Raw genomic sequence first — 24,843 nt, 5'->3', positions numbered from 1 at the left:
GCCCAAATAATGTGGCGGGGAAAACAACCGCCGATGTGAGCAACATCCTTGGGGTAAGACTTCAGGCGTGCCACGCCGCTACCTGATCCTGGCGATCTGCTGCATGAGCTTGCTGATCATCAGCCTGGACGTCACGATCGTCAACATCGCGTTGCCCGCGATCCGCACCGAGCTCGGCGCGTCGGTCTCCGGATTGCAGTGGACGATCGACGCGTACACGCTGGTGCTGGCGAGCCTGCTGGTGCTGGCCGGCTCGACCGCCGACCGGGTGGGCCGCCGGAGGGTGTTCCAGATCGGTCTGGCGCTGTTCACCATCGGTTCCCTGCTGTGCAGCGTCGCGCCGAATCTGCAGACACTGATCGCCTTCCGGATGCTGCAGGCGATCGGCGGCTCGATGCTCAACCCGGTCGCCATGTCGATCATCACGAACACGTTCACCGAGCCGCGCGAGCGGGCCCGGGCCATCGGTGTGTGGGGCGCCGTGACCGGTTTCAGCATGGCGCTCGGTCCGCTCGCCGGTGGTGTGCTGGTGCACGCGTTCGGCTGGCGCTCGATCTTCTGGATCAACGTGCCGGTCGGCATCGCGGCGTTCCTGCTGGCCTGGCGGTTCATCCCGGAGTCGCGCGCCGACCATCCCCGCCGCCTCGATCCGGTCGGTCAGGTGCTGGTGCTGGTCGTGCTGGCCGCCACGACGTACGGCATCATCGAAGGCCCCAACGCTGGCTGGACGTCCCCGCAGACCTGGGGATGCTTCCTGCTCGGGATGGCCGCGCTCGCCGGGCTGCTCTGGTGGGAGCCGCGGCGCACCGAACCCCTCATCGAGCTGCGGTTCTTCCGCAGCGTCCCGTTCAGCGGCGCCACCCTGATCGCGGTCTGCGCCTTCGCCGCGCTCGGCGGCTTCCTCTTCCTGAACACCCTCTATCTCCAGGAGGAGCGCGGGCTGTCGGCCCTGCACGCCGGTCTCTACACGCTGCCGATGGCGCTGACGACCGTGATCGCCTCGCCGCTCTCCGGCCGTCTCGTCGCGGCCCGCGGCACCCGCCTGCCGCTCACCATCGCCGGTTCCGCGATGGCCCTCGGCATGCTGCCGCTGACGGTCAGCACCGCCACCTCACCGGCCTGGCAGCTGATGGCCGGATATGTGCTGTTCGGCCTGGGCTTCGGCATGGTGAACACGCCGATCACGAACACCGCGGTCTCCGGCATGCCCCGCGCTCAGGCAGGTGTGGCGGCCGCGATCGCCTCGACGAGCCGGCAGGTCGGCAGCGCTCTCGGCGTCGCGATCATCGGAGCGGTGGTGGCCTCCTCGGTGAGCGGCGACGCCGGCTGGTGGATCCTCGTCGCCCTGGGCCTGGCGGTGCTCGCGCTGGGGCGTTTCTCCACAGGCCGCTGGGCGCGGGCGACAGCCGATTCCGTGTACGAGGAGAAGGTCCCCGCCTAGGACTCCACGCAGAAGACGTTGCCCTCCGGGTCGGCCATCACCGTCAGGTCACCGGCCGTCACCACGGTCGCGCCGAGCGCAGCCAGCCGTGCCACCTCGGCCGGCACGTCGCCACCCGGCGCGCGCAGGTCGAAGTGCATCCGGTTCTTCGCCACCGACGGCTCGGGCACGCGCTGGAACCACAGGTTCGGGCCGCCCCAGCCGGGGGCTTCGACGTACGCCTTGCCGCTCGTGGCCTCGGTGTCCAGCTCGCCGCCGAGCGCGGCCGCCCAGAACCGCGCGACCACCAGGGCGTCGGCGCAGTCGAAGGTGATGCTCTTGACGTACGTCAGTGTTCCGCTACCGACCGGTACCACTCGATCTTCTCCCGTACTCGTCTCTGCTCGAGCCGCAACTGGGCGACCTTCTCGTCGATCTCGCGATCATGCTCCTCCAGCAGAGCCGCCCGCTGCCCCGCGGTGTGCTCGCCCTCCTCGAGAAGCTCGGCGAACCGCCGCAGGCGCGCGATCGGCATCCCGGAGTCGCGCAGGCATCGCAGCAGACCCAGCCGGGACAGATCGTGGTCGGAGAACACTCGCCGGCCGACGGAATCACGCTGGACCCCGTTCATCAGCCCGATCTTCTCGTAGTAGCGGATCGTGTCGATGCTGACCCCGATCCGGCCGGCGGCCTCGCCTGGCGTGTACGGCATGAAATCCCCCCGTTGGACTTGACCTGGAGCGCGCTCCAGGCGACAGGGTAGCGGGCATGGCAACCGATATCACGATCGTTCTCGGCGCTCTCGCGTTCGGCACCCGCATCGACGAGGCGCAATCCTTCGACCTGCTCGACCTCTACGTCGACCTGGGCGGAAGCTGGATCGACACCGCCAACAACTACGCGTGGTGGATGCACCCGAGCGGGTTCGGCGGGCAGAGCGAGATCGTCATCGGTCGCTGGCTGGAGAAGCGCGCCGGCGCCCGGCAGCGGGTCAGGCTGAGCACGAAGGCGGGCGCCGACCCGACGATCCCGAACGGCTTCCCCGAGCACGTCGAAGGGCTGTCGGAGAAGGCGCTGACCGAGGCGCTGTCCAAGAGTCTGGACCGGCTGCGGACGGAGAAGGTCGAGCTCTACTGGGCCCACATCGAGGACCGGGCGACGCCGCTGGAGGAGACGGTCACCGCTCTGGGTGGATTTGTCGCCGAAGGAAGAGTCGACCGGCTCGGCGTCTCCAACCACCCCGTCTGGCGGGTGGAGAAGGCACGAAATATCGCCCAGAGCCGCAACCTCGAGCCGTTCACCGCTCTCCAGCTGCGCTACTCCTACCTCCAGCCACTACCGGGAGTGAAGCTTCCGCAGAGCGCCCATGTGCACGCGAGCGGCGAGACCTTGGAGTACATCGAGAGCAACGACCTGAAGCTGTGGGCCTACAACACCCTGCTCGACGGCGGCTACACCCGCGCCGATCGCCCGCTCCCGGACGCCTACGACCACCCGGGCACCCATCGGCGTCTCGCCGTTCTCGATGAGGTGGCGGCCGAGACCGGCGGCACCCGTAACCAGGTGGTCCTCTCCTGGCTGGCGGGCGGCGCCCGCAGGATCCGCCCGATCGTCGGCGTCACCACCCCGGAACAGGTCACCGAGGCGATGGGCGCCCGCGACGTGATCCTCACGGACGACCAGCGCACGCGGCTGGACGAGGCCGCCTAGGAAATACCGCAGGTGGACGACGCCGGGCGGCCGGAAAGTACATAGCCTGGTCCCATGATCCGCCAGGTCGTCGCGCGCCACCCGCTGGCCGCCGATCTGGCGCACGCGTCGGCACTCGTCGGCATCCCGGTGCTGCTCTACTTCGCCGGCCGGATGAAGAACGCGCCCGACCCGATCACCGTGCCGGCGGTGGTCGGGCTGGTGTTGGCGTTCCCGGCGGTGGCGGTCCGCAGCCTCTGGCCGAAGACCGTGCTGGTCTCGGTGACCGCCGTGATGATCTGGTACTCCTGGCTGACCGGCGACCGGCACCCGCTGCTGATCCTGGCGGCGGGTGTCGCGGCGTACACGGTGGCGGTCCGCAACCCCCGCCGCCCGACCGTCCAGCTGGTCGCCGGCTGCGGTGCGGCGCTCTATCTCGGCGACGCGTTCTCCCCGCACTTCTCGCTGGTCACCGCCGCGACCATCCCGGTGCTGACGTTCCTGGCGATGGCCACGGCGTTCGGCGACGCGACGCGTAACCGGCGGGCCTACCTGGCCGAGGTGGAGGAGCGGGCCCGGCGCGCCGAGCAGACCCGCGAGGAGGAGGCGCGGCGCCGGGTCGTCGAGGAGCGGGTCCGGATCGCCCGCGAGCTGCACGACGTGGTGGCCCACCACATCGCGGTGATCAACGTGCAGGCCGCGGCGGCGAGCCATCTGGTGGACCGAAGACCTGATCAGGTACGCCCGGCGCTCGACCACATCCGGCTGGCCGGCGACACCGTGCTCAAGGAGCTCGGCTCGATCGTCGGGGTGCTGCGGCAGTCGGACGATCCCGACCAGATCGAGCCGACCCGGGGTCTCGTGCGCCTGCCGGAGCTGCTGGAGACGATGGCGGCGGCCGGCTTGCGGGTCACGTTCCACCAGGCCGGCGTGGTGCGGGAGCTGCCGGTCGTGGTGGACCTGGCCGCCTACCGGATCGTGCAGGAGTCGCTCACGAACGCGCAGAAGCACGGCACCGGGACGGCGGCGCTCACCGTCACCTACACGGCCGACGCGGTCACGATCGAGGTGGTCAACGCCGCCGCGGCGGGCCGCGGCACCGCAGGGTCCGGTTACGGCCTGGTGGGCATGCGCGAGCGGGCGGCCGCCGCCGACGGGACCTTCTCCGCGTACGGCGGACCGCCCGGCCCGTTCACCGTGACAGCACAACTGCCCGCACCCATCGAGGAACCCAAATGACGATCCGTGTCCTGCTCGCCGACGACCAGCCGCTGATCCGGGCCGGCTATCGGATGATCCTGGACTCCGAGCCCGACCTGGAGATCGTGGGGGAGGCCGTCGACGGCCGGGAGGCGGTGGAGCTGGCCCGGGCCCGGCGCGCCGACGTGGTCCTGATGGACATCCGGATGCCCGGCGTCGACGGCATCGAGGCGACCCGCCGGATCGCCGCCGACGACGACCTCGCCGGGGTGCGGGTCCTCGTGCTGACCACCTTCGAGCAGGACGACAACGTGATGCTCGCGCTGCGGGCCGGCGCGAGCGGCTTCCTCGGCAAGGGCGTCGGCCCGGACGACCTGATCAGCGCGGTACGCGCGGTCGCCGCCGGTGACGCGATGCTCTCCCCGAAGGCCACCCGCGGGCTCCTCGACCACCTGCTCAGCCGGCCCGAGTCCGATCCGGCGCCGTCCGCCGAGAGGCTCGCCGAGCTGACCCAGCGCGAGCGTGAGGTCCTGGTGCTGGTGGCGCACGGCCTGTCCAACGACGGGATCGCCGAGCGCCTGTTCCTGTCGCCGCTGACGGCGAAGACGCACGTGAACCGGGCGATGGCCAAGCTCGGGGTGCGCGACCGCGCACAACTGGTCGTCGTGGCGTACCAGAGCGGTCTCGTACGCCCGGGGAATCAGCAGCCGCAGTAGCGAGGACCCGTGCCTACTGCGGCTGGAGTAGGCGAAGGCACCTCGGCCGGACGACGCGCCGGAGCCGGTCCCGGCGAAGACTGGGAGCGCCCACAGAAGTCGCCCGAGCTAGGGGTTCCGCGTGTCCTTGCTGTCCCGGTTGAGTCTCACGAACCGGAAGCTGGTGGCCCTGGTCACCGTGCTCCTGGTCGCACTCGGCGTCTATGCCACGTCGTCGCTGAAACAGCAGCTGCTGCCCGACCTGTCGTTCCCCGCGGTGACCGTCGTCGCCTCCTACCCGGGCGCCGCGCCGGAGGTCGTCGAGGAGCAGGTCACCGTCCCGCTCGAGGACGCCGTGGAGGGCATCGACGGCGTGGAGAGCATGACCTCCACCTCGACGCAGGGCTCGGCGGTGGTGCTGCTGTCGTTCGCGTTCGGCACCGCTATCGACGACGCGGCCGGCGACATCGAGCAGGCCGTCTCGAAGATCTCCCGGCAGCTGCCGGCCGACGTCGATCCGCAGGTGATGACCGGCAGCACCGGCGACATGCCGACGATGGTCCTGGCCGCCACCTCGGACGGCGACCAGCGGGCCCTCGCCGCGAAGCTGCGCAGCGACGTGGTGCCCGCGCTGCAGGCCGTCGACGGCGTCAACGAGGTGTCCGTCTCCGGCACCCGCGACCAGGTCGTCACGGTCACCCCGGCGAAGCCGTCGGAGACCCAGGCGATCATCACGGCGCTGACCGGCCTCGGCGGCACCCAGTCGGCCGGTTCCATCACGTCGGACGGCAAGGACCTGAGCCTGGCGGTCGGCACGTCGGTCACCTCGGTCGAGCAGGTGGAGAACCTCTGGCTGCCGGGTCCGGTGCGGCTCGAGGACGTCGCGACGGTGAGACTCGCGGACGCCGCCGGCACGTCGATCACCCGTACCGACGGCAGGCCGAGCCTCGGCGTCTCGATCACGATGGACCACGGCGGCAGCTCGGCGTCGATCTCCTCCGACGTCCGCGACCAGCTGGACGAGTTGCAGGGCGATCTCGGGAACGGCGCGAGGCTGACCGTCGTCTCGGACAGCGGCCCGCAGGTCCGGGAGTCGGTGAACGGCCTGCTCGAAGAGGGCGCGCTCGGCCTGCTCATGGCGATCGTGGTGATCCTGCTGTTCCTGCGCTCGGCCCGGTCCACGCTGGTCACGGCCGTCTCGATCCCGGTGTCGCTGCTGATCGCGCTGACCGTGCTCTGGTCCCGCGACTACTCCCTCAACATCCTCACCCTCGGCGGCCTCACCATCGCCGTCGGCCGGGTGGTGGACGACTCGATCGTTGTCCTGGAGAACATCAAGCGCCATCTGGCGTACGGCGAACCGCGCCGTGCGGCGATCCTCACCGCCGTCCGCGAGGTGTCCTCAGCCGTCACCTCGTCGACGCTCACCACGGTCGCGGTGTTCCTGCCGATCGCGTTCGTGAGCGGCTTCGTGGGTGAGCTGTTCGGCCCGTTCTCGATCACCGTGACGGTCGCGATGGTGGCGTCGCTGCTGGTGTCGCTGACGATCGTCCCGGTCCTCGCCTACTGGTTCCTGCCCGCCCCGAAGACCGGCGTGACCCGCGAGCAGGTCGAGGCCGAGGAGCGGCACGGCTTCCTGCCCCGGGTCTACCTGCCGGTGATCGCCTGGTCGGTGCGCCGCCGCAAGACGGTCCTGGCCGGCGCGGCGCTGCTGCTGGTCGCGACGGTGGCGATGGCCGGCTCGCTGAAGACCAGCTTCCTCGGCGACTCCGAGCAGCAGAGCCTGTCGATCACCCAGGAGCTGCCGCCCGGCACCGATCTGGCGAGCCAGGACGAGGCCGCCACGAAGGTCGAGAAGGTGCTCGCGACCACCGAGGGCGTCGAGTCGTACCAGGTGGTGATCGGTTCCACCGGCGGGTTCCTCGGGGGAGGCGGCGGCATCTCCTACACGGTCAACCTGGCCGAGGGCGCCGACGCGGCGGCGGTCGAGGACGCCCTGTCCGGCTTCGATGACCTGACTGTCGGCTCCGGCGGCGCGGGTCTCGGCGGCACCGACATCGAGGTGTCGGTGCGCGCCTCCGACGACGACGTCCTGACGAAGGCGACCGAGCAGGTCGAGCAGGCGCTCACGGCGGTCACCGAGGTCACCGGCGTGACCAGCGATCTGAGCGCGAGCGCCCCGCAGATCAGCATCGTGCCCAAGGGCGAGGCGGCCGCGCGGTACGGCGTCACCGACCAGACCATCGTCTCCACGCTGCGCACCGCGGTGCAGGGTGTCACGACCAGCCGGGTCGGCGCGAACGACGTGGTGGTCAAGGCCGCCGCGCCGGCGCCGGACAGCCTCGCCGAGGTCAAGGCGCTCACCGTGATGACGCCGACCGGCCCGGTCCGGCTGGACAAGGTCGCGACCGTCACCCAGGTCGACGGCCCGGTCCAGCGGGGCCGCGCCGACGGCGACCGTACCAACACGGTCACCGCTACACCGGTCGGCGACGACACCGGCGCGGCCGGGTCTGCGGTCACCGCCGCGCTCGACGGGCTCACCCTGCCGGCCGGGGCGTCGTACGAGACCGGTGGCGTCACCGCCCAGCAGGACGAGGCGTTCGGCCAGCTCTTCCTCGCCATCGTGGCGGCCATCGCGCTGGTCTTCCTGATCCTGGTGGCGGTGTTCCGCAGCATCCGGCAGACCCTGATCCTGCTCGTGTCGATCCCGTTCGCGTTCGTCGGCGCGGTCGCGCTGCTGCTGGTCACCGGCACCCCGATGGGTGTCGCCGCGCTGATCGGCGTCCTCATGCTGATCGGCATCGTGGTGACGAACGCGATCGTGCTGATGGACCTCATCAATCAATACCGTGACCGCGGCATGACCGTCACCGAGGCCGTCGTCGAGGGTGGCCTGCGCCGCCTGCGGCCGATCCTGATGACCGCCCTCGCCACCATCTTCGCGCTGGTGCCGATGGCGCTCGGCATCACCGGCTCGGGTGGGTTCATCTCGCAGCCGCTCGCCGTCGTGGTGATCGGCGGGCTGGTCAGCTCGACCCTGCTGACCCTGGTGCTGATCCCGACCCTCTACACGATGGTCGAGAGCCGCCGCGACCGGAAGCGCCCGCTGCCGGTCCCCGGCGAGCCGGAGCGCGAGCTGGAGCCGGTCGGCTGATCCGCCGGCGGCCCCGGCGACATCGACGGACATAGCAATTGATCAACTTCGATTGTGGATGTTCGGCCCATGTCGCCGGGGCCGTCCGGCTGATCGGATGGCCTGGTCGGTAAAGGCCGTCCAAAAAGGAGGTACCGTGCGCACACCATCCCGTGCGTCGGCGGCATCCACAACAGCCCTCGTCGCCGCGGTGCTCGTGCTCACTCCCGCTACGGCGAGCAGCGCGGCTCCCGCAGAGCCACCCCGGACCGCCCGGGTCCATGACGACGACCACCAGCACAGCAAGGACAACCGCCGGGGACGGCTCACGCCGACCGCGGAACAGCGTCGGGGCGCCGCCGAGACCGGCGCGCTGGTCCGCTGGAACACGCTCGGCACCCCGGCCGCGCTGACGCCCACCGGGGAGCCCCTGGCCGCCGGACTGCCGGCCGAGCCGGTCGCGGCCGCCCAGGCGTACGTGGCGTCGCACCTCGACGTGCTGGGTCTGAGCCACAGCGGCGCGGACGCCCTCGAGGTGCTCACGAAGCAGCAGCTCGGCGAGGGCGCCGTGGTGATCTTCAGGCAGCGGTTCGGTGACCTGGTCGCCGGTCGTGACGGCCTGCTCTCGGTCGGCGTGCGCGACGGGCAGGTGTGGAGCGTCAGCTCGTCACTGGCCCGCGACGCGGCAGCGCCGGCGCCGGCCACCCTCAGCAAGGCGGACGCGGAACGCATCGCCGCCGCCGACGCCGGTCTCACCAGCCCGACCGTCCTCGCCACCGAGCTGGTCGCCGTGCCGACCCCGGAGCAGGGCGCCCGCGCGGCCTACCAGGTCACCCTCGGACAGGACCTGACCGGCGCCGAGCCGGAGGCGTACACCACCTGGGTCGACGCCCGCGACGGCGCCGTGCTGGTCAGCGACAGCATCGTGGACGCGGACAGCGACAACCCGGAGTGGGACGTCTTCCCGAACTCGCCGCGCGTCGACCACTCCTCGCGGGACACCCGCCGGACCTGGTGCCAGTTCCCGTCCCGGCGCTGCGACGAGGTCGTCGGCACCCCGGCGTCGCCGCTCGGCTGGGATGTCGACCCGGCCACCGACCAGCCGACACTGACGACGCGGGGCAACAACGCGATCGCGGTGGAGAACTGGAACTCGAACGACCCGTTCACGGTCGGCACCGAGACGGCCACCCCGAGCCCGGCCCGCGCGTACCAGTACCCGTGGACCAACCAGTGGTTCGAGGAGCAGTGCTCGCCCGGCGTCTTCACCTCGCCGGCCGAGAACGACATCGACGCGGCCCGGGCCAACCTGTTCGCCATGCACAACCGGATGCACGACTGGTCGTACCACCTCGGCTTCACCGAGGAGACCTGGAACATGCAGGCCGAGAACTTCACCTCTGCCGGTCTGGGCAACGACTACGAGCAGGGCAACGCGCAGGCCGGTGGCATCAGTGGCGGCCCGCCGGACTTCGCGGCCCGCAACAACGCCAACCAGATCACGCCGCCGGACGGCCAGGCGCCGATCACCAACATGTACCTGTGGCAGCCGATCGCCGGCGCCTTCTACGGACCCTGCGTCGACGGCGACTACGACATGTCGGTGATCGCCCACGAGTACACGCACGCCATCACCAACCGCATGATCGCCGGGCCGAACGCCGGTCTGAGCTCGCCGCAGGGCATGAGCGAGAGCTGGTCCGACCTGCTCGCGATCGAATACCTCTACGAGCACGGCTACATGCCGAAGGGCAGCAGCGCCTACACCATCGGTGAGTACGTGACCGGTGACGGCGGCGCCGGTATCCGCAACTTCAACATGAGCCGCAGCCCGCTCAACTACAGCCACGTCGACTACGACTTCGTGGGCCTGCAGGTGCACGCCTCCGGTGAGGTGTGGAGCGCCACCAACTTCGACATCCGGTCCGCGTTCATGAAGCGGTACGGCGCCGGCAGCGCGGGTCTGCAGAAGGCCTGCGCCAACGGCAAGGTCGCGGTCACCAAGTGCCCGGGCAACCGGCGATGGATCCAGCTCGTCTTCGACTCGTTCCTGCTGCTGGCGAACTCCGCGAACAGCCAGGTCGACGCCCGGGACGCGCTGATCGCCGCCGACCGGGTGCGCTTCGGCGGCAAGAACCAGGACATCATCTGGAACGCGTTCGCCAAGCGTGGTCTCGGCCAGGGGGCGGCGAGCAACGGCGCCGCCGACGCCGACCCGACGCCGAGCTTCACCTCGCCGTACGCGAACGAGTCGACCGTCACGTTCCGTCCGGTGGACGAGCGCGGCAGGGTCGTGCCGGGCGCCAAGCTGTTCGTCGGTGACTTCCAGGCCCGCGCGGTCGCGGTCGCCGACACCGACCCGGCCACCGCCCTGCCGGACACCGTCGACCTGGTCCCGGGCAGGTTCTCGTTCATCGCCCAGGCTCCCGGCCACGGCGAGGCGCGGGTCCCCGCGACCGAGTTCCGCTCGGGCCGTGACCGCACGCTGACCGTGAAAATGCCGACCAACCTGGCGTCCGGCACGAACGGCGCCACCGCCACCGGCGACGGCGTCAACCTGGCCGCCCTGATCGACGACGACGAGGCGACCAACTGGGCGTCGCTCGCCGCCCCGATCGCCGGCAAGGGTGTCGGCGTCGACCTGGCCGGCGACCGCCAGCGGGTCGATCGGGTGCAGGTCAGCGCCATGCTGCGCCCGGCGATCACCGGCAACGCCGACCCGGCCGCGCAGAGCCGGTTCTCCGCGCTGCGGCAGTTCAAGGTCCTCGCCTGCACGGCGTCGGCCGCGAACGACTGCGCCGACGCGGCGGACTACCGGACCGCGTACGTCAGCAAGCGGGACGCGTTCCCGTCCGGCAACCCGCGCCCGCGGGGCCCGGAGCTGATCGTGCGGAGCTTCGACATCCCGGACACGACCGCGACCCACCTGCGGATCGAGGTCGTGACCAACCAGTGCACGGGCACCCCGGCGTACGCCGGTGAGCAGGACGCCGACCCGCGGGCCGCGACCGACTGCTCGACGGCCAGCCCGCAGGCGCAGAACGTGCGGATCGCCGAGTTCCAGGCGTACGCGCGCTAGAAGATTCCACCTGCCGGGGCGGACCACCCTCCCGCCCCGGCAGGATGGACCACATGAGTGTTGACACCATCGCGGTCACCGGCGCCACCGGACAGCTCGGCGGGCGGGTGGCCCGCCGCCTCGGTGCTTCCGGCGTACCCCAGAGATTGCTCGTGCGCGACGCGGCGAAAGCGCCGCGGCTGCCCGGCGCCGAAGCGGTGATCGCGCCCTTCTCCGACGGACCCGCCGTGCGCAAGGCGCTCGACGGCGTGCACACCGTGCTGATGGTGTCCGCGTCGGAGACCGAGGACCGGGTGGACCAGCACCGCACGTTCGTCGACGCGGCGGCGGAGGCGGGCGTCGGTCACCTCGTCTACATCTCGTTCGCGGGCGCGTCGCCGTCGGCCACCTTCACCCTCGCTCGTGATCATCACGCCACCGAGCAGCACATCCTCGCCCGGGGCATCCCCGCGACGTTCCTGCGGGACAACCTCTACGCCGACTTCCTGCCGCACCTGGCCGGCGCCGACGGTGTGATCCGCGGACCGGCCGGCGACGGGAAGGTGGCGGCCGTGGCGCAGGACGACATCGCCGACGCCGCGGTGGCGGTGCTGCGCGACCCGGCGGCACACACCGGGCGCACCTACGAGCTGACCGGCCCGGAAGCGCTCAGCCTCGGCGAGATCGCACGCATCCTCGGCGTCTCCTATCACGACGAGACGCTCGACGAGGCGTACGAGTCCCGGGCGGTCTACGGCGCTCCGCGCTGGCAGGTCGACGCGTGGGTCTCCACCTATCTCGCCATCGCGGCCGGCGAACTGGCGACCGTGACCACGCATGTGGCCGACCTGACCGGACGGCCCGCCACCGGAGTGGCACAGCTGCTGCTTCCCTGACACCCGGCCGGGGTGCTACGCAGAGACATGGACCCTGTGCCCCTGCCCCGGCTGCACTTCTCCCCGCGCGCCGGCCAGGTCGACGAGATCTACGGCGTGACCCGGGAGGACGGGCGGTACCGGCTGTACTACGCGAACGCGGGCGGTCTCGGCGAAGCCGTCTCCGACGACCTGGTGATCTGGCACGAGCAGGCGGTCTCGGGTGCGCCGGGGCCGGGGGTCTACTTCATGCGTGTTCCCGGGGAGGTGGTCCGGGCGTCCTCCTCCTCGCCCGTCCTCACCGTGGAGCCGGACCTGCGTGACCCCTATGTGTGGCGCGAGGCCGACGAGTGGCGGATGCTCCTGGCCGGCCCCGACCGGATTGTGCAATATCGGTCATCGGATTCGCTGACCTGGGAATTCGCCTCGGATCTGGTGGCGTGGGAGGACGCCCGCCGCCCGCAGCTCTTCCCGCTCGGCGGCGCCTGGGTGCTGCTCGCCGGCGACGCGTTCGCGGTCGGCTCCTACGACGGCAGCGCGTTCACTGTCGCGCACCGTGGCGTCTTCGGGCGCGGCGGGTTCGATCACGTGGTCACCTTCGCCGACGCGGCGGGCCGCCGGTGCGCGCTCGCCCGATTGGGAGACGCCCTCAGTCTTCCCTGGATTCTCTCGGTACGGTCGGAGCACCTGCTCGCGACCCCGCACCCGCACCTCGACCCCTACCTCATCACCGGAGCGACCGGGCTGACCGCTGCGGGCGGCGAGGTCCGCGACAACGGCGAACTGATCCTGCGCATGCCGCCCGGAGGCGAGACCCTGGTCCTCACCGACGCCGACATCGTCGAAGTGACAGTCGAAGGCGTCAGCGGTCTGGGCGCGGCCCGGCGCAGCATGCCCGGTTTCGCCGGGCTTCGCATCGCCCGGCTCGCCTGAGCCGGATCTCGCCTCGGCGCGGTTCGTCCGAGGCCTGATCTCGCCTTCGCGCGGCTCGCCGGAGGCCTGATCTCGCCTTCGCGCGGCTCGCCGGAGGCCTAGTCTCGCTGTGTGTGGTCGCGCGGTGTGCTCGGGCGCGGTGTGCTGGTTCTGGTGCTGCTGCTCGCGGGATGCACGTCCGCGCCGCCGCCGTCTCCCTCCCCGCCGTGGGAGCCGGAGCCGTGGCCGTCGTTCGCCGCCGCGGGGCAGTGGCAGGCGTACCCGGGCGTCTTCACGGCACCACCGGACTCGGCCGCCGACGTGGGCGCGCTGATCCTCCATGATTCGTGCTTCCAGGCGGTCGGGACGGTCACCGGCCCCGGCGACGTCTCCGGGATAGGAGGCTGGAGGAGCGCAGGCGACTGCACCGCGCCCGCACGGCTGTGGCCACCGGCCCCACCCGGTCCCGGCAGCAGCGGATTCGTCGACGACGAGACACTCATCGGGGTGGTCAACGAGACACGGGGTTCGCTGTTCAACGGCGCGCCGGCCACCGTGGTGCGGCACCGCTACAGCGACGGCCGGGCCGGGACCGAGGTCCTGACCGGGCCGCCGTCGGGCTGGGCCTCCGAGTGGTTCCCCGGCGAGCTGTCCGCCGCCTCGCAAGCGCCGCTTCCCTCCGCGGTGGGGGAGATGGACGCGTTCCTGCTGGCCGCGGGCCGGCACGGCGACCGGCTCGCCACCTGGAACTATCTCGGGTTCAGCTGGGACGAGAACCCGTTGCCCGCCCCGGACGGCGCTGAGCCGCTCGCCGTGGCCACCCGATCCTTCCTGCCGGTCGCGAGCTCGACGAAGCTGGTCACCGCGGTCATCGTGGGCGAGGCCGGGGGCCGGGGGGTCGTGTGGTGGAGCCTGGATGCCGGGCGGAATTGGAAATATCAAGAAATATCCGGTGCGCGGGCGATCGTCGACGTGGTCCATGACGGCAACGGCTTCGTGGCGCTCGCCGAAACCGGGGGCGGCCCGCTCGTCCTCGAATCCCGCGACGGCCTCACCTGGACGCCCGACGAACGCCCGCTGCCCGCGACCGGCCCGCTTTCCGCGATCTTCGAGCTGAGCCCGCCCGAACTCCGGGACCGGATGGTGCTGGGCGGCCCGCCCTCGCCGTCGCCGATGGTCTTCGCGGCCGGGCCGGCCGACGCGGCGGGTTGCGCGAACGTCTACCGCCGGGACGCCACCGCCTGGGTCGCCGAACCCCTCGGATGCCACGGTGCGCCCTCCGCGCTGCTCGCTCTGCGCGGCGGCCGGATCGCTGCGGCGGGCGGCGGCACACTGTGGCTGCGCTCGTGATCGGGCGCGGTCATCAACGGTTTGCGGGCGGCGTACCGAGGGAAAATCCCGACCATGGGGGATCTGGAGCGCTTCGTGCGGGCACAGGAGGGCGTGTACGACCGCGCCCACGCCGAGATCGTCGACGGGAACAAGCGCAGCCACTGGATGTGGTTCATCTTCCCGCAACTCGCCGGGCTGGGCAGCAGCCCGACCGCCCAGCAGTACGCGATCCGCGACCTGGCCGAGGCCCGGGCGTACATGGCCCATCCGCTGCTCGGACCCCGGCTGGTCTCCTGCGCCACAGCGGTCCTCGCGCACCCGGACAGGTCGGCGACGCAGATCTTCGGCTACCCCGACGACCTGAAGCTGCGGTCCTCGATGACGCTGTTCGCCCGTGCGGCTGACGATCCGGCGATCTTCACCCGAGTGCTGGACGTTTTCTACGACGGACCGGATGACCGGACGCTGCGCTTGCTTGACGTGCCCGGATAGTCTCCGGACATGTACCGCGAGCCACACATGCGGGTGTCCGACGCCGACCGCGAGACGATCGTGGCCCGCCTGAACCAGGCGACCGCCGAGGGCCGGCTGTCCATCGAGGAGTTCAGCGAGCGGACCCGGCAGGCCTACGCGTGCCGCACTTGGGGCGAGCTGTCCCGCGTGGTCTGGGATCTCCCGGCGCACACCGGCACCCACCCCGTGGTCTACGGCAGGACCGCGCCACCGCCGCCGCCCTCCCCGAACGGCGGCGCGCCCCTGGTCGCCCTGGTCCTCGGCGTGCTCTCGCTGCCGGCGACGTTCTGTGTCCCGGTCGGCCCCTTCCTGTCCATCGGGGCGATCATCAGCGGGGTGATCGGGCTGCGGTCCCCGGTGAATCGGGGGATGGCGGTCGCCGGGATCGGTCTGGGCGCACTCGGGCTGATCTTCCAGATCGTCTTCATCCTGTTCTTCGCGTTCTCCTCAGACGACTTCTAGGCCACCTACTTCCGGCGCCGAGCACTTCCGGAGCGCGACCAGCTCCTCCGCCAGAACCGGCGGGACCGAGGCGTCGGTGAGCGCGGCGGCGATCCGGTCGGCGTCGGCGGCCCAGGCGAACCAGTCGACGTCCCGGTGCGGCCGGCTCACGTACCCGAGGAAGAAGTCCATCGCCCACCCGCCGCGCAGCCACACCGGAATGCCGAGCGCGGCGACCTCGGCGATGGCCGCGAGTTGCCGTTGCGTGCCGGGCTCCGTTCGTTCCGTATTCATGCAGGAATCCTTCTCGTGACGACACGCAAGGGTGATCGGCATCACTTCGGGAGCGTTCCCGCAGCCCGGGGTGGGATCGCTCCCGGAGTCGCCGTCCGATGTGCTTCCACGGACAGGGTCATGCGCCAAGATACGGCGCTGCGGCGCGCAGATCGCGTGCCGGCAAGCGACACGGGGGACGGTTTCGTTGGATGGCTTCGACCGCCAGGGGCAGGTGCCCGACCGATCCGGCGGCGGACCGGGGGCTTCGTCGCCGCCTCCGGGTGCTTCGTCGCCGGCGCCGGGGACTTCTTCGCCGGCGGGGGAGCGGCCGTCGCGGGCGGGGAACCTGCGCCTGACCCGGATGCCACCACGGCCGCCTGCCCGAACCGGCGCGGCCCCGGGAGCGTTTCCGCTGGTGCAGGCACCGGTGGAGCAGCCCGCGCCGGATGCGGTGACGGTGGCCGGGCGCGATTCGCGGCGGCGGGTCCGCACCGTCGCCGGCGTAGTGGTAGCCCTGCTGGCGGCCGGCGGCGGTGCGGGTTACGCGTACAACGAAGGATGGGCGGGAGAAAGCACCCGGCCCGCGCCCACGCGGCAGGCCGGCCCGGTCGGCGTCACGTCATCGCCGAGCGCGCCCGTGACCGCAAGCGTCCCGCCGATCCCGGTGTCGTCACCCGAGCCCGTGGCATCGCCGACAGCGCCGCGCAGGAGCCCGAGCGCATCCCCGTCCGCGTCTCCCGCGCCCGCCGGCAGGGCGAACCCCCGCGGCGTCAACCTGGCCCTCGGCGGCGCGGTCACCGCGTCGGCGGCCGAGGGCGATCCGTGGCTCGCGAAGTACGCCGTCGACGGCGACCCGGCCACGCGCTGGTCGAGCGGTTTCTCCGACCCGCAGTGGATCAGAGTCGACCTGGGGGAGCGGTGGCAGCTGTCCGAGGTGACGCTCGACTGGGAGGCGGCGTACGGGGTCGCCTACCGCGTCGACTCCTCGCTCGACGGCCGGAAGTGGACGCCGATCTACGCCACCGAGGCGGGCAAGGGCGGCAGCGTCACGGTCAGCGCATCAGGCCAGGTGGCACGGTATGTCCGGATGTACGGCACCAAGCGGAACAGCTCCTACGGCTACTCGCTGCTGGAGTTCGAAGTGCGCTGACGGAAGACCTAGGTCACAAACCGGCTTGCCCCGGCACGCCCGTGTTGACCGGATCGGTAGCGTTGCCCGCCATGCGAGCAACCACCGCAGTGATCGCCACAAGCGTGCTGCTTACTCTGGCCCTGAGCGGCTGCGGCAGCAACGACGACAACACGGCCGCACCGGGCGCCGCCACCGCGGCTTCCGCGGCGGACCTGTCCGGCCTGGACGAGAGCACCGCGACCGCCTGCACGCTGGCGGAGAACGCGGTCCGTGGCACGGCCGGCCACGACCTGGATCTGGAGTCCGCCAACCAGATCATCAGCGCCGGCAAGCAGGCGAAGAGCACGCTGGTCGCCACCCAGGCCAACGTTCTCGAGCTGAGCGTCCGCAAGGCCGAGGCCGCCGCCGGCAACCCGGACGAGCAGACCCTCACCGCCCAGGTCAGCTCCGAGATCCTCAAGTTCCGCACGGTCTGCCAGGACGTCGACGCCCTGAAGGCCAGCATCCCGGAGGAGTCCACCGGCGGCTCGGGTGCGAGCGCCGACCCGGACGAGCCGGTCGACCGCAGCGTGAACTGACACCGTCCCCTGCGCACGGCGGCAATCTTCTAGAGTTGCCGCCGTGAAACCCTTCGAGCTGCGGCACGGAACCGGCGAGTGGCCCGCGGGCGAGACGCTCCTGCACGTCTACGCCGTCCCCGACCTGGCCGAGAACCCCGAACTGGCGAAACTGACGCAGGGCTGCCGTGAGGCGCTGGCGCCGTACCCGCTGACGCCCGTCGGGGATCCCTGGCTGCACATCACCCTCATGCAGATCACCGACCAGTTCGGCGGGCGCTACTCGGCGGCCGACCGCGCCGAGCTGGCCGCCGCCCTCCGCGCGGATCTGGCGGGCTTCGGCGGATTCGAGCTGACGATCGGCAGCTGCCTGGCACGGCACTCGGGCGTGACGTTCGACGTCCACCCCGACGACGACATCGTCCGGCTGGGAGCGGCGGTGAACGAATCCGTCGGCCGGGTGCGCGGCCCCGCGGCCCTGAAATACCACGCCGGCATCCCGCACATGGCCGTCGCCTACGCCCACGGCGAGGCCGACAACGCCGACGTCCAGCGCGACCTGAGCCGGGTCCGCCCGAGCCACGCGCCGATGACCGTCACGGCGGTGCAGCTGGTCGACGTGGCCGGCGACCCGGAGGCGAAGACCATCACCTGGTCACTGGTCGACACGATCCCGTTATAGGCCCGCTGCCACACAGAACCGGTTGCCCTCGGTGTCGGTGAGCACCACGAACTCGGGTTCACCCGGCCCGGCCCGATGCGGCCAGTCGACCCGGCCGGCCCCCAGCGCGACCAGCCGATCCACCTCGGCCTCCAATCCGGCCTCCCCGGCGTACAGGTCGAGGTGGATGCGCGGGTAGTCCTCCACCCGGCTCTCGCTGACGTCCATCGCGATCGGCGCCCCCGCCACCCCCGGCGGCGGCTCGATGACGATCCAGTCGTCGTCGTCCCAGCGAGGCGCCCGCCGTACGTATCCCAGCGCGGCCTCCCAGAACACCGCCGCTCGCTCCGCAACAGCGACTCCCAGCGAGATCTGAGCAATGAAGGCCATGCCTCCACCGTAGTTTTCCCGGGGCGGCGCCGCCGCCCCGGGAAGTGATCAACTACAGGTGTTCAGCGCCGTCTGCAGCGCCGTCTTCTCCGCGGACTGCAGTTTGAGGGCCCAGTAGTATTTGACCGCGATCCACATCCGGGCGTACGTGCACTTGTACGACGTCACCGACGGCTGCCACGTCGACGGGTCCTGATCGCCCTTCGACTGGTTGACGTTGTCGGTCACGGCGATGAGCTGCGGACGGGTCAGGTCGTTGGCGAAACTCTGCCGCTTGCTGGTCGTCCACGCGCTCGCGCCGGAACGCCAGGCCTCGGCGAGCGGCACCACGTGATCGATGTCGAGGTCGGAGGCCGCGGTCCAGGTGGCGCCGTCGTAGGGCGAGTACCACGAACCCGACGTGGCCGCACAGGCCGAACTCGTGACCACGCTGGAACCGTCGCGCTTGAGAACCGTCTCCCGCGTGTTGCAGGTGCCGCTGATCGTGATCCAGTGCGGGAAGAGGTCCCTGTCATAAGTGCCGGCATTGGCCTCGGCGGCAACCGTCAGCGAGTTCAGATAGGTCTGCGCGGTCGCCTTGCTCGGAATGCCGGGCGGCGTCGCCTCGGCCGGGGCGCCGAGGAACAGGCTGACCAGAACACCTGCGAGAGCTGCGGGGATGAGGGGACGGAGGGACAGGCGCATAGGGGCTCCCATCGATTCGATGTCCGAGGTGGACACACATAGATCTACGGGAGCCGAACGTCACGAGATGTCGACGTACGTGAATTTCTCATGTCCGAACAAAAAAGAACAATACCTTTTTGTACGGGATTGACGCCCGCCCATCACACAACCGAAACCGCCCCGTCTCCATCGCCACCTGACGGCCCCTCCCCCCGGCGCCCGCCGCCGCCGGCCCCGGCGTCCCCTCACGCACCGGGCAGCGGCTGTGGCAACGATGCGGGAACACCGGTCGCGCCGGTGTCCGGAGGGCTGTTCCGTGGCAGCAGAAGCCAGGTCACACGGTGTGTGCCGACGTCACGCACCTGAGCAGCACGGGAAGGCCGGAACTTCTGACGTGCGGCGTTGAAAGCCCGCGCTGTTCTCAGATCTTGGGCGAAACTGCACCTCAGAGCATCAGATGTCACTCAAGATCTGGTCGGTGGTCGGTGGTCGGTGGTCGGTGGTCGGTGGTCGGTGGTCGGTGGTCGGTGGTCGGTGGTCGGTCGGTGGCCGGTTGGTGGTCGTTGGTGGTCGTTGGTGGTCGTTCGTGGTTGGTCGCCTCGTCGAGCAGCGGCCGGTCACAGCCTTCCGGGGGTTGACCGGCTGTGCGTGCGCTCCGGGAGGTCGCGACGGCGGCGGCTGCACGGCTCGGGGGAGCCGGCGGGCGCCTATCATGCGGCCATGATCGGAATGCACCTGGAGAACGCGGCGGGGATGTGGGCTTCCAAAGTGGCGGAGCCGGTGCGCGGGCGGGGGTACCTGCTGGCCGAGCATGACACCGGCGCCCGCGTCGTGATTCTCGACGACACGGCGGACGCGGCCGAGGTCATGGGGCTGGCGCCTCGGCGGAGGCTCGTCGTGGAGGACGCCTTCGGGGTGCTGGAAGGGTTCGGCGGCGCGGAGCCGGGGATGCCGATCATGGTGCGGCGGCTCGGGGGTGCGGACGCTGCCTCTTCTGCGGCGCGGCGGCCCGGGGGTGCGGACGCTGCCACTCCTGCGGTGCGGGTGGAGCAGGTTCAGGATCCGGAGACGCTGGCGGTGGCGGAGCGCGTGATCGTGGACGGGTTTCCGCTGCCCGCCTATCAGCCGTGGGAGCCGGGCCGGGCGCTCCCCGCCGAGGTGCTGAAGCGGCCGGGGTGGAAGGTGTGGATCGGGTGGTACGACGGTGAGCCGGCGGCGGCCGCGTACACGTTCGACGACGGTACGGCTGTCGGCGTCTACTGGCTGGCGACGCTCCCGGGACAACGGTCGCGGGGCGCCGGCCGGGCGGTGCTGACCACGGCTCTGGCCACGGCGCCGGAGCGGCACTTCACGCTGATCGCCACGGAGGCCGGGCGGCCGCTGTACGAGTCGGCCGGCTTCGAGATCGCCGGCGACTCGGTGTGGCACACCCGGCCACCGCTGGAGAGCTGAGTCCGGATTCCCCGGTTCACGCGATGACGCGGAACGAACCCGCCGAAACCGGCGCGATGCTGGTCGCCGAAACAGCGATAGCCGGCGAAACAGCGGCGGCCGGCGAAACAGCGGCGGCCGGCGAAACAGCGGCGGCCGGCGAAACAGCGGCAGCCGGCGAAACAGCGGCGGCCGGGGAGACCGCAGGAGCGGCGGAGGCGGCGAGAGGGGAGACCGCCACGCCGTGGTCGGCGTAGCGGACGGCCGCCGTGCTGCCTGCGGTGCCGAGGACGACGGCCGCCGCCACGGCAGCGCCGCGGAGGCGCCATCCGGCCGGGAAGGAGAAGGGCTGGGTCTGCGGGATGCGGATCGCGATGTCGGTCATGAGGAATACGATCGGCCCTGCTCTTGGCCCTGACCCATGAGAGATCTGTGGGCCTCCTGTGTAAGGAGGCCCAGCTCAGCCGGCCGGTTCGATCTGTGGTTCGGGCACGCCCGGCTCGTCCTCGGCCGGTTCCGGGCGCTTCTCGTCGTCCTGCCGGTTCTCGTCGCTGTTGCCGACCCCAGGGTTCTCGTCGCTGGTGCCGACCTCAGGGGTGGAAGGAGTCCGCGGTTCGTCGGTCATGGAAACCGGATACCCGGCGACGGCGCCATCTCACTTCTTCTGGTTGATCCGCACCATGTTGCCGGCCGGGTCGCGGAAGGCGCAGTCGCGGACGCCGTACGGCTGATCGATCGGCTCCTGCAGCACCTCACCCCCGGCGGCCCGAACCTTCTCGAACGTGGCGTCGACGTCGGCGGTGGTGAACAGGACCGATCGGAGCAGGCCCTTGGCGAGCAGTTCGGCCATCACCTCGCGGTCGGCCGGGGAGGCGCTGGGGTCGGCGAGCGGCGGTTCCAGGACGATGTCGACGTCGGGCTGGTCGGCTGCGCCGAGGGTGATCCAGCGCATCCCTTCGAAGCCGACGTCGTTGCGGACCTCCAGGCCCAGCGCGTCCCGGTAGAAGCCGAGCGCCTTGTCGTGGTCGTCGACGGCGATGAACGTGGTCGCAATCCGGACTGTCATGCGGTCCACGCTACGGACGCGGCGAGCGGCCGGCTTCTCCGTTCCTGACCGGTCTCGTGTAAATCTTGGCGTAGCAGGCCGGGATCGCGGCGCCGGCCTCGTGGTCGCGGGCCCGATAGGCGCTCGGGCTCTCCCCGACCAGCTCGGTGAACCGGGTGCTGAACGAGCCGAGGGACGTACAGCCGACGGCGAAGCAGACCTCGGTCACCGACAGGTCGCCGCGGCGCAGCAAGGCCTTGGCGCGCTCGATCCGGCGGGTCATGAGATAGCTGTACGGCGTCTCGCCGAACGCGGCCCGGAAACTGCGCGAGAAGTGACCGGCCGACATGCAGGCGTCCCGGGCCAGCGCCGGGACGTCGAGCGGTTCCGCGTAGTCACGGTCCATCCGGTCCCGGGCACGGCGCAACCGGACCAGGTCGTCGAGAGTCACGAGCCCACCTTCGCATGACGCGGAAGGGCGGTGCTTCCCCCGTACGGGAAAAGAAGGTCCGGCGATCAGCCTGCCTGGACCCCCGCGAGGCCCGGGTGGTAGACGCGCCAGCAGCCCTTACCGGCGCGTTTCGCCGCATACATCGCTATGTCCGCATCGCGCAGGAGCGACTCGATGTCCGCGTCCACACCGGCGGTGGCCGCGCCGATGCTCGCGTTGGCCTTCGCCATCGCGCCGTCGCCGACCGGGATCGGGGTCTCCATCGCCTGCAGGATGCGGCGTGCGGTGTGCTCGGCGGAGGTCTCGTCGCAGTCGTGCAGCAGGACGGCGAACTCGTCACCGCCGAGCCGTGCCACCAGATCGCCGGCGCGCACCGACTCGGTGAGCTTCCCGGCGACGCCCACCAGGAGAGCGTCGCCGGCCGGGTGACCGAGCGTGTCGTTCACCGCCTTGAAACCGTCGAGGTCGATCAGCAGCAGCGACACGGTCTCCGGCTCGTGGTGGTCCAGGGCCGCCGTCATCTCCTCCTGCAGATGGGTGCGGTTGGCGAGTCCGGTGAGGCCGTCGGTGTTGGCCTGATGACGCAGCCGGGTCTCGTGTTCGCGCAGCTCGGCGAGGGTGTGGTCGAGCTCTTTGATCAGCCTGGTGTTGTCGTGGAAGGCGACCAGCTGCCGTCCCGCGACCAGCGCGATGATGACGCCGAGGCCCGCGATGACGCCCCACAGCTTGCTCTCGTCGCCGCGCTCGAAGGACTGGCTGGAGCTGACGATGAAGACGAGCGCGCCGAAGACGATCGCGATCGAGCCGTACGGGAGCAGGCTGTACGGCTTGCGGCGCTTGGCCCCGAACGCGTGCTGGTCGAAGCGGGCGATGATCTCCTGGGTGCGCGGACCGGCGGCGATGAGCAGGCTCGGAAGGAAGCGCAGGGCGAAGACGTACGCCGGAAGCGAGCCCGAACTACCGGGAGCCAGAAAGAAACCGATGCTGTTGAAACCGGCCGAGAGGAGCATCGGCAGCACCGCCGCCTTGTGCATCGGTGCGTTGCCGCTGAGGCTCATCTTGGTGGAGGCGAAGGCCGCCGTGAGGATGACCGCGCCGGCCGCCAGCGTGGCGATCAGGTCGCCGGTCGACCCTTCGCTGTCGGCGGCGAAGCACCAGGCCACGACCGCGCCGCCGACCAGCACCGTCGCCGAGTCCAGCCAGAACGCGATCCGCTCCCGGCCGGACCGGGACGGGTGCGGGTGGGCCAGCATCGCGATGATCAGGATGCCGAGACCGACCGCGAAGCACGTGCTCTGCACCGCGCCGCCGTTGGTCAGGCCGCTGACGCTGCCGAGCAGCACGGACAGCGTCTGAGTGGTGTCGCCGACGACGAACAGGACGCCGCACGCGGTCAGGACGCGCCAGAATCGCCGGGTCGCGCCGGTGGCGACCCGGGAGACCCGCCACGACGAATACGCCAGGAGCAGGTCGAGCGGCACCTGGAAGGCCCAGTAGATCCGCACCTGCGCCTCGGTGTGCCCGGACAGCGTGAAGAAGAGGATCACCGCGAGGATGGTCCACCAGCCGGCGGCGGTCAGCAGCGGGTCCTGACGCAACGCCGGCGCGATGATCTCGCGACGCCGCTCCGCGGCCTTGTGTGACCTCTCCACTCATGCGTTATCGGCCGGGCGGGCGTCCCGATGAGGAAGTTGCGTTGTGTACAGACGTACATAGCGTATGTACGATCGTACGCATGTCCACCGCCACCCGCATCGCGCCTGCCCGAGAGGCGCGCCTGGCCCGCATGGCCGTCGCTCTGGTGTTCCTCACCAACGGCGCATTGTATGCCAACGTCGTCCCCCGGTTTCCGCAGCTCAAAGCGGAACTCGGCCTCACCAACGCGGCCCTCGGGTCGGCCATCGCCGCGATGCCGCTCGGCGCCCTCATCGCCGGGCTGTTCGCCGCTACGGTGATCCGGCGGTTCCGCTCGGCGCGGGTGGCGTCGATCGGCATCGTGCTGCTCGCCGCCCTCGTCTTCCTGCTCGCGTTCGCCCCCGGCGTCTGGGCGCTCGGCGCGGTGTTCTTCGTGGCCGGCGCCCTGGATGCGATCATCGACGTGGCGCAGAACGCTCATGGGCTGCGAGTTCAGCGGCTGTATGGCCGGTCGATCCTCAACTCGTTGCACGGGTTGTGGAGTGTCGGTGCCGTCCTCGGTGGGTTGATGGGGTCGGCGGCGGCCGGGTTGGCGCTGTCGTTGCCGGTGCACCTGGGGATTTCAGCGGTCGTCTTCAGCCTTGTCGCGATGTTCGCCTTCAAATTCATGCTCCCCGGTCCCGACGGGGCAGAGGCGACATCGGATTCGCGTGGCACGAAACGCGCATATTCGGCTCACGCCGTCAAGATCCTCGCGGTGCTCGGCGTCCTGGCCGCCTGCGGCGCCCTCGTCGAGGACGCCGGCTCCTCGTGGGGTGCCCTCTACCTGCGCAACGAACTGCTCACCAGCGCCGCCGTGGCCGGCCTCGCGTTCGTCGCCCTGCAGGTCGCGATGACGTTCGGCCGGCTCACCGGCGACCGGGTCGTCGACCGTTTCGGCCAGCGCACCGTGGTCGTCGCCGGTGGCGCCCTCGCCGCGGCCGGCATGGGCCTCGCCCTGGCGTTCCCGTCGGTGCCGATGACGCTGATCGGGTTCGCCTGCGCCGGTCTCGGCACGGCCACCCTCGTTCCGGCGGCGATGCACAGCGCCGACGAGCTGCCGGGACTTCCGGAAGGTGTCGGGCTGACGGTCTCCAGCTGGCTGCTGAGGGCGGGTTTCCTGCTGTCGGCGCCCCTCGTCGGCGCGGTCGCCGACCTCTCCAGCCTGCGGGTCGCCCTGCTCACGGTGGTGGTGGCGGGTGTTCTCACGGTGATCTGCGCCAGGGTGCTGCCCAACCGGCATTGAGGCGGGCGTGCCCACCCGGAAGCGGAGCGGCGGAAGGGCATCG

General features: G+C 70.9%; 26 protein-coding genes. 16 read left to right on the top strand and 10 right to left on the bottom strand.

Features of this window, described 5'->3' with window-relative positions:
- Positions 1-67: 67 nt before the first annotated feature.
- Complete coding sequence (locus tag EP757_RS35575) at positions 68-1,441, top strand: MFS transporter (protein WP_197725458.1); 1,374 nt, start codon at positions 68-70, stop codon at positions 1,439-1,441.
- Here EP757_RS35575 and EP757_RS35570 read toward each other — a convergent pair.
- Together EP757_RS35570 and EP757_RS35565 are read right to left on the bottom strand one after the other, a co-directional pair.
- A complete protein-coding gene (locus EP757_RS35570; RefSeq protein WP_232050168.1) occupies positions 1,438-1,797 on the bottom strand; it encodes a VOC family protein in 360 nt (119 codons plus the stop codon). The genes EP757_RS35575 and EP757_RS35570 overlap by 4 nt on opposite strands.
- Positions 1,770-2,132, bottom strand: a complete 363-nt coding sequence (locus tag EP757_RS35565) for a MerR family transcriptional regulator (protein WP_127552760.1) — start codon at positions 2,130-2,132, stop codon at positions 1,770-1,772. Before EP757_RS35565 ends, EP757_RS35570 begins: the two co-directional genes overlap by 28 nt.
- A 56-nt stretch (positions 2,133-2,188) precedes the next feature.
- On the opposite strand from EP757_RS35565, the gene EP757_RS35560 reads away from it, so the two are divergent.
- The 10 genes from EP757_RS35560 (at position 2,189) to EP757_RS35515 (ending at position 15,292) form a co-directional block, all read left to right on the top strand.
- Positions 2,189-3,130 carry an aldo/keto reductase gene (locus EP757_RS35560; RefSeq protein ID WP_127552759.1) on the top strand — a complete coding sequence of 314 codons (942 nt, stop codon included), beginning with the start codon at positions 2,189-2,191 and terminating at the stop codon, positions 3,128-3,130.
- A 54-nt stretch (positions 3,131-3,184) separates the two neighbouring features.
- Complete coding sequence (locus EP757_RS35555) at positions 3,185-4,348, top strand: sensor histidine kinase (protein WP_127552758.1); 1,164 nt, start codon at positions 3,185-3,187, stop codon at positions 4,346-4,348.
- Entirely contained in the window at positions 4,345-5,025 is a 681-nt protein-coding gene (locus EP757_RS35550; protein ID WP_127552757.1) for a response regulator transcription factor, read from the top strand. The genes EP757_RS35555 and EP757_RS35550 overlap by 4 nt, the downstream gene beginning before the upstream one ends.
- Before the next feature lie 121 nt (positions 5,026-5,146).
- The gene (locus EP757_RS35545; protein WP_127552756.1) at positions 5,147-8,161 is read left to right on the top strand and encodes an efflux RND transporter permease subunit; all 3,015 of its coding nucleotides are present in this window, start codon (positions 5,147-5,149) and stop codon (positions 8,159-8,161) included.
- 136 nt (positions 8,162-8,297) lie between these two features.
- Positions 8,298-11,219, top strand: coding sequence for a M36 family metallopeptidase (locus tag EP757_RS35540; RefSeq protein ID WP_127552755.1), 2,922 nt, complete (start codon positions 8,298-8,300; stop codon positions 11,217-11,219).
- A gap of 53 nt (positions 11,220-11,272) precedes the next feature.
- Complete coding sequence (locus EP757_RS35535) at positions 11,273-12,094, top strand: SDR family oxidoreductase (protein WP_174262475.1); 822 nt, start codon at positions 11,273-11,275, stop codon at positions 12,092-12,094.
- 27 nt (positions 12,095-12,121) lie between these two features.
- A complete protein-coding gene (locus EP757_RS35530; protein WP_127552753.1) occupies positions 12,122-13,006 on the top strand; it encodes a hypothetical protein in 885 nt (294 codons plus the stop codon).
- A gap of 111 nt (positions 13,007-13,117) precedes the next feature.
- Complete coding sequence (locus EP757_RS35525) at positions 13,118-14,335, top strand: hypothetical protein (protein WP_127552752.1); 1,218 nt, start codon at positions 13,118-13,120, stop codon at positions 14,333-14,335.
- A gap of 54 nt (positions 14,336-14,389) precedes the next feature.
- Positions 14,390-14,809 carry a DUF1810 domain-containing protein gene (locus EP757_RS35520; RefSeq protein WP_127552751.1) on the top strand — a complete coding sequence of 140 codons (420 nt, stop codon included), beginning with the start codon at positions 14,390-14,392 and terminating at the stop codon, positions 14,807-14,809.
- A gap of 9 nt (positions 14,810-14,818) precedes the next feature.
- Positions 14,819-15,292, top strand: a complete 474-nt coding sequence (locus EP757_RS35515; RefSeq protein ID WP_197725457.1) for a DUF1707 and DUF4190 domain-containing protein — start codon at positions 14,819-14,821, stop codon at positions 15,290-15,292.
- Here the strand turns inward: EP757_RS35515 and EP757_RS35510 are convergent.
- Positions 15,278-15,565: a nucleotidyltransferase domain-containing protein gene (locus EP757_RS35510; RefSeq protein WP_232050167.1), complete on the bottom strand. Its 288-nt coding sequence runs from the start codon at positions 15,563-15,565 to the stop codon at positions 15,278-15,280. The two genes, EP757_RS35515 and EP757_RS35510, sit on opposite strands and share 15 nt — an antisense overlap.
- Positions 15,566-15,962: 397 nt before the next feature.
- Here EP757_RS35510 and EP757_RS35505 point away from each other — a divergent pair, with 397 nt between their 5' ends.
- The 3 genes from EP757_RS35505 to EP757_RS35495 all read left to right on the top strand — a co-directional run bounded on the left by EP757_RS35505 (position 15,963) and on the right by EP757_RS35495 (position 17,918).
- Positions 15,963-16,697 (top strand): discoidin domain-containing protein, encoded by a 735-nt coding sequence (locus EP757_RS35505; protein WP_160165986.1) that lies wholly within the window; start codon positions 15,963-15,965, stop codon positions 16,695-16,697.
- 71 nt (positions 16,698-16,768) lie between these two features.
- Positions 16,769-17,257, top strand: a complete 489-nt coding sequence (locus EP757_RS35500) for a hypothetical protein (protein ID WP_127552749.1) — start codon at positions 16,769-16,771, stop codon at positions 17,255-17,257.
- A 43-nt stretch (positions 17,258-17,300) separates the two neighbouring features.
- Positions 17,301-17,918 (top strand): 2'-5' RNA ligase family protein, encoded by a 618-nt coding sequence (locus EP757_RS35495; protein WP_127552748.1) that lies wholly within the window; start codon positions 17,301-17,303, stop codon positions 17,916-17,918.
- Here the strand turns inward: EP757_RS35495 and EP757_RS35490 are convergent.
- Both EP757_RS35490 and EP757_RS35485 read right to left on the bottom strand, forming a co-directional pair.
- Complete coding sequence (locus EP757_RS35490; protein ID WP_127552747.1) at positions 17,913-18,287, bottom strand: VOC family protein; 375 nt, start codon at positions 18,285-18,287, stop codon at positions 17,913-17,915. The two genes, EP757_RS35495 and EP757_RS35490, sit on opposite strands and share 6 nt — an antisense overlap.
- Before the next feature lie 48 nt (positions 18,288-18,335).
- Entirely contained in the window at positions 18,336-18,983 is a 648-nt protein-coding gene (locus EP757_RS35485) for an HNH endonuclease family protein (RefSeq protein ID WP_127552746.1), read from the bottom strand.
- Positions 18,984-19,673: 690 nt separating this feature from the next.
- Here EP757_RS35485 and EP757_RS35480 point away from each other — a divergent pair.
- Positions 19,674-20,405 (top strand): GNAT family N-acetyltransferase, encoded by a 732-nt coding sequence (locus tag EP757_RS35480; protein ID WP_162521024.1) that lies wholly within the window; start codon positions 19,674-19,676, stop codon positions 20,403-20,405.
- Between the two features lie 16 nt (positions 20,406-20,421).
- Here EP757_RS35480 and EP757_RS43555 read toward each other — a convergent pair whose 3' ends face one another.
- From EP757_RS43555 to EP757_RS35460, 5 genes are all read right to left on the bottom strand, one after another.
- Entirely contained in the window at positions 20,422-20,769 is a 348-nt protein-coding gene (locus tag EP757_RS43555) for a hypothetical protein (protein ID WP_197725456.1), read from the bottom strand.
- Positions 20,770-20,844: 75 nt separating this feature from the next.
- On the bottom strand, positions 20,845-21,009 hold the full coding sequence (locus tag EP757_RS43065) for a hypothetical protein (RefSeq protein ID WP_160165985.1): 165 nt from the start codon (positions 21,007-21,009) through the stop codon (positions 20,845-20,847).
- A gap of 30 nt (positions 21,010-21,039) precedes the next feature.
- Complete coding sequence (locus tag EP757_RS35470) at positions 21,040-21,450, bottom strand: VOC family protein (protein ID WP_127552744.1); 411 nt, start codon at positions 21,448-21,450, stop codon at positions 21,040-21,042.
- Between the two features lie 10 nt (positions 21,451-21,460).
- A complete protein-coding gene (locus EP757_RS35465) occupies positions 21,461-21,835 on the bottom strand; it encodes a helix-turn-helix transcriptional regulator (RefSeq protein WP_232050740.1) in 375 nt (124 codons plus the stop codon).
- Between the two features lie 110 nt (positions 21,836-21,945).
- Entirely contained in the window at positions 21,946-23,532 is a 1,587-nt protein-coding gene (locus tag EP757_RS35460) for a GGDEF domain-containing protein (protein ID WP_127552742.1), read from the bottom strand.
- An 83-nt stretch (positions 23,533-23,615) separates the two neighbouring features.
- On the opposite strand from EP757_RS35460, the gene EP757_RS35455 reads away from it, so the two are divergent.
- Positions 23,616-24,800: an MFS transporter gene (locus EP757_RS35455; RefSeq protein WP_127552741.1), complete on the top strand. Its 1,185-nt coding sequence runs from the start codon at positions 23,616-23,618 to the stop codon at positions 24,798-24,800.
- Positions 24,801-24,843 lie beyond the last annotated feature (43 nt).

Origin of the sequence: Actinoplanes sp. OR16, assembly GCF_004001265.1 — a bacterium.
Classification (GTDB): Bacteria; Actinomycetota; Actinomycetes; order Mycobacteriales; family Micromonosporaceae; genus Actinoplanes.
This window is presented reverse-complemented; position numbering and strand designations above follow the sequence as displayed.

Bases quoted from the DNA above. Each gene is read 5' to 3' on its own strand.
- EP757_RS35565 (WP_127552760.1), bottom strand. From the start codon at position 2,132: ATGCCGTACACGCCAGGCGAGGCCGCCGGCCGGATCGGGGTCAGCATC.
- EP757_RS35560 (WP_127552759.1), top strand. From the start codon at position 2,189: ATGGCAACCGATATCACGATCGTTCTCGGCGCTCTCGCGTTCGGCACC.
- EP757_RS35555 (WP_127552758.1), top strand. From the start codon at position 3,185: ATGATCCGCCAGGTCGTCGCGCGCCACCCGCTGGCCGCCGATCTGGCG.
- EP757_RS35550 (WP_127552757.1), top strand. From the start codon at position 4,345: ATGACGATCCGTGTCCTGCTCGCCGACGACCAGCCGCTGATCCGGGCC.
- EP757_RS35535 (WP_174262475.1), top strand. From the start codon at position 11,273: ATGAGTGTTGACACCATCGCGGTCACCGGCGCCACCGGACAGCTCGGC.
- EP757_RS35530 (WP_127552753.1), top strand. From the start codon at position 12,122: ATGGACCCTGTGCCCCTGCCCCGGCTGCACTTCTCCCCGCGCGCCGGC.
- EP757_RS35520 (WP_127552751.1), top strand. From the start codon at position 14,390: ATGGGGGATCTGGAGCGCTTCGTGCGGGCACAGGAGGGCGTGTACGAC.
- EP757_RS35515 (WP_197725457.1), top strand. From the start codon at position 14,819: ATGTACCGCGAGCCACACATGCGGGTGTCCGACGCCGACCGCGAGACG.
- EP757_RS35510 (WP_232050167.1), bottom strand. From the start codon at position 15,565: ATGAATACGGAACGAACGGAGCCCGGCACGCAACGGCAACTCGCGGCC.
- EP757_RS35500 (WP_127552749.1), top strand. From the start codon at position 16,769: ATGCGAGCAACCACCGCAGTGATCGCCACAAGCGTGCTGCTTACTCTG.
- EP757_RS35490 (WP_127552747.1), bottom strand. From the start codon at position 18,287: ATGGCCTTCATTGCTCAGATCTCGCTGGGAGTCGCTGTTGCGGAGCGA.
- EP757_RS35485 (WP_127552746.1), bottom strand. From the start codon at position 18,983: ATGGGAGCCCCTATGCGCCTGTCCCTCCGTCCCCTCATCCCCGCAGCT.
- EP757_RS35480 (WP_162521024.1), top strand. From the start codon at position 19,674: ATGATCGGAATGCACCTGGAGAACGCGGCGGGGATGTGGGCTTCCAAA.
- EP757_RS43555 (WP_197725456.1), bottom strand. From the start codon at position 20,769: ATGACCGACATCGCGATCCGCATCCCGCAGACCCAGCCCTTCTCCTTC.
- EP757_RS43065 (WP_160165985.1), bottom strand. From the start codon at position 21,009: ATGACCGACGAACCGCGGACTCCTTCCACCCCTGAGGTCGGCACCAGC.
- EP757_RS35470 (WP_127552744.1), bottom strand. From the start codon at position 21,450: ATGACAGTCCGGATTGCGACCACGTTCATCGCCGTCGACGACCACGAC.
- EP757_RS35465 (WP_232050740.1), bottom strand. From the start codon at position 21,835: ATGGACCGTGACTACGCGGAACCGCTCGACGTCCCGGCGCTGGCCCGG.
- EP757_RS35455 (WP_127552741.1), top strand. From the start codon at position 23,616: ATGTCCACCGCCACCCGCATCGCGCCTGCCCGAGAGGCGCGCCTGGCC.